The following is a 2,151-nucleotide window of genomic DNA, read 5'->3' on the forward strand; positions in this document are numbered from 1 at the left end:
CCGTCAGGCGGCTCTCGGGGGGCCGGCGGGTTGGTGGCGAGAGCGGGCGCAGCCCAGTGCAGGGCAAGCCTGCTCGCCACAAAAAAGTACGGCCTTGCAGATGGGCGGTGGTGTGTTGGGTTTTTCTGATGAAAGGGGCTTTTATGTAGGCAAAGCACGGGAGGCGCCGCTTGCGCGTTTAAAAAGGTCTGGTAGAATCCGCGGCCTAATTACGTGCGGTATTCGACAATAGTGTCGAGTGGCGGCACGCTAGCCCGAGGAAGTCACCATGAAAGCCGATATCCATCCAGCGTACGAAACTATCGAAGTAACCTGCAGCTGCGGCAACAAGTTCGAAACGCGTTCGAACCTGTGCAAGCCACTGGGTACTGACGTATGCAACGAGTGCCACCCGTTCTACACCGGTAAGCAGAAAACTCTGGACACCGGCGGCCGTGTACAGCGCTTCGCAGATCGCTTTGGTGCTTTCGGCAAGAAGCCTGCTGCTGCAGAGTAAGGCCCAAAAGCCCCCAGGGTTTTTGCAAGCTGTTGAAAAAGGCGCCCCTTGTGGGCGCCTTTTTTGTGCCTGCGATTTGACCGTGCTGCACTCAAAGCGATTTTAATAAAATAATTGTAGACATTTTTTATCGTAATTGTGAACAGTTAAGCCCTTGTATCCCGTGGCTCTTGGCCGAAAGTCGTAGTGCGCGGCCCTTGACGGCAGTGACTGACCAGTCTTGTGGGGACTTTCTCACACGCGTATCCTCGGCGGTCCGTCGACCAACAGTAAAAGCGGAATGCCGATATGTCTGATTTGAAAACTGCCGCTCTCGAATATCACGCCCATCCTCGTCCAGGAAAGCTGAGTGTAGAGCTCACCAAAGCCACTGCCACTGCCCGCGACTTGTCGCTGGCCTACAGCCCTGGCGTTGCCGAGCCCGTACGTGAAATCGCCCGCGACCCTGAACTGGCGTACAAGTACACCGGCAAAGGCAACCTGGTTGCAGTGATTTCCGATGGCACCGCGATTCTCGGCCTGGGCAACCTCGGCCCATTGGCTTCCAAGCCAGTCATGGAAGGTAAGGGCGTGCTGTTCAAGCGCTTTGCCGGCATCGACGTTTTCGACATCGAAGTCGATTCCGAAAGCCCGCAAGCTTTCATCGACACTGTAAAGCGCATCTCCATCACTTTCGGTGGCATCAACCTGGAAGACATCAAGGCACCTGAGTGCTTCGAGATCGAAAAGGCCCTGATCGAACAGTGCGACATTCCGGTATTCCACGATGACCAGCACGGCACCGCGATCGTGACGGCGGCCGGCATGATCAACGCCCTGGAAATCGCTGGCAAAACCCTGGCTGACGCCCAGATCGTCTGCCTGGGCGCTGGTGCTGCGGCCATCTCCTGCATGAAGTTGCTGGTGAGCATGGGCGCCAAGCTGGAAAACATCTTCATGGTCGACAGCAAGGGCGTTGTTCAGTCCGAGCGTACCGACCTGAACCAGTACAAGGCGATGTTTGCCCACGCCACCGACAAGCGCACCCTGGCTGACGCCCTCGACGGTGCCGACGTGTTCGTTGGCCTGTCCGGCCCGAACCTGCTGAGCGCCGAAGGCCTGAAGTCCATGGCGGCCAACCCGATCGTGTTCGCCTGCTCCAACCCGGATCCGGAGATCTCGCCTGAGCTGGCCCACGCCACTCGCAACGACGTGATCATGGCCACCGGCCGTTCGGACTACCCGAACCAGGTCAACAACGTGTTGGGCTTCCCGTTCATCTTCCGTGGTGCCCTGGACGTTCGCGCCAAGCGCATCAACGAAGAGATGAAAGTGGCTGCCGCCAACGCCCTGCGTGAACTGGCCAAGCTGCCGGTACCTCAGGACGTCTGCGATGCCTACGGTGGTGCCCCACTGGCATTCGGTCGTGAGTACATCATCCCGAAACCAATGGATAAGCGCCTGATCACCCTGATCTCGGATGCCGTGGCCAAAGCCGCGATCGAGACCGGTGTGGCTACCCTGCCGTATCCGAAGCACTACCCGCTGAAAAGCGTGGATGATGTGTTCAACGGCTAAGCCGTTGTAGCGCACCAACAAAAAGCCCCGGCTCTTGCGAGTCGGGGCTTTTTTTGTGGCTGATGAATACGGTCTTCAGGCGCCAGGTAAACCCTGTG

The 2,151-nt window shown here is 58.0% G+C and carries 2 protein-coding genes; both read left to right on the forward strand.

The window, feature by feature from the left end; translation table 11 throughout:
- Window positions 1-268 precede the first annotated feature (268 nt).
- Complete coding sequence (rpmE, locus tag GIW48_RS29600) at window positions 269-496, forward strand: 50S ribosomal protein L31 (RefSeq protein ID WP_017138574.1); 228 nt, start codon at window positions 269-271, stop codon at window positions 494-496.
- 288 nt (window positions 497-784) lie between these two features.
- The gene (locus GIW48_RS29605; protein WP_099548044.1) at window positions 785-2,053 is read left to right on the forward strand and encodes a malic enzyme-like NAD(P)-binding protein; all 1,269 of its coding nucleotides are present in this window, start codon (window positions 785-787) and stop codon (window positions 2,051-2,053) included.
- Window positions 2,054-2,151 lie beyond the last annotated feature (98 nt).

It is taken from the genome of Pseudomonas sp. PA-6-3C, assembly GCF_021605825.1.
GTDB lineage: Bacteria > Pseudomonadota > Gammaproteobacteria > Pseudomonadales > Pseudomonadaceae > Aquipseudomonas > Aquipseudomonas edaphica.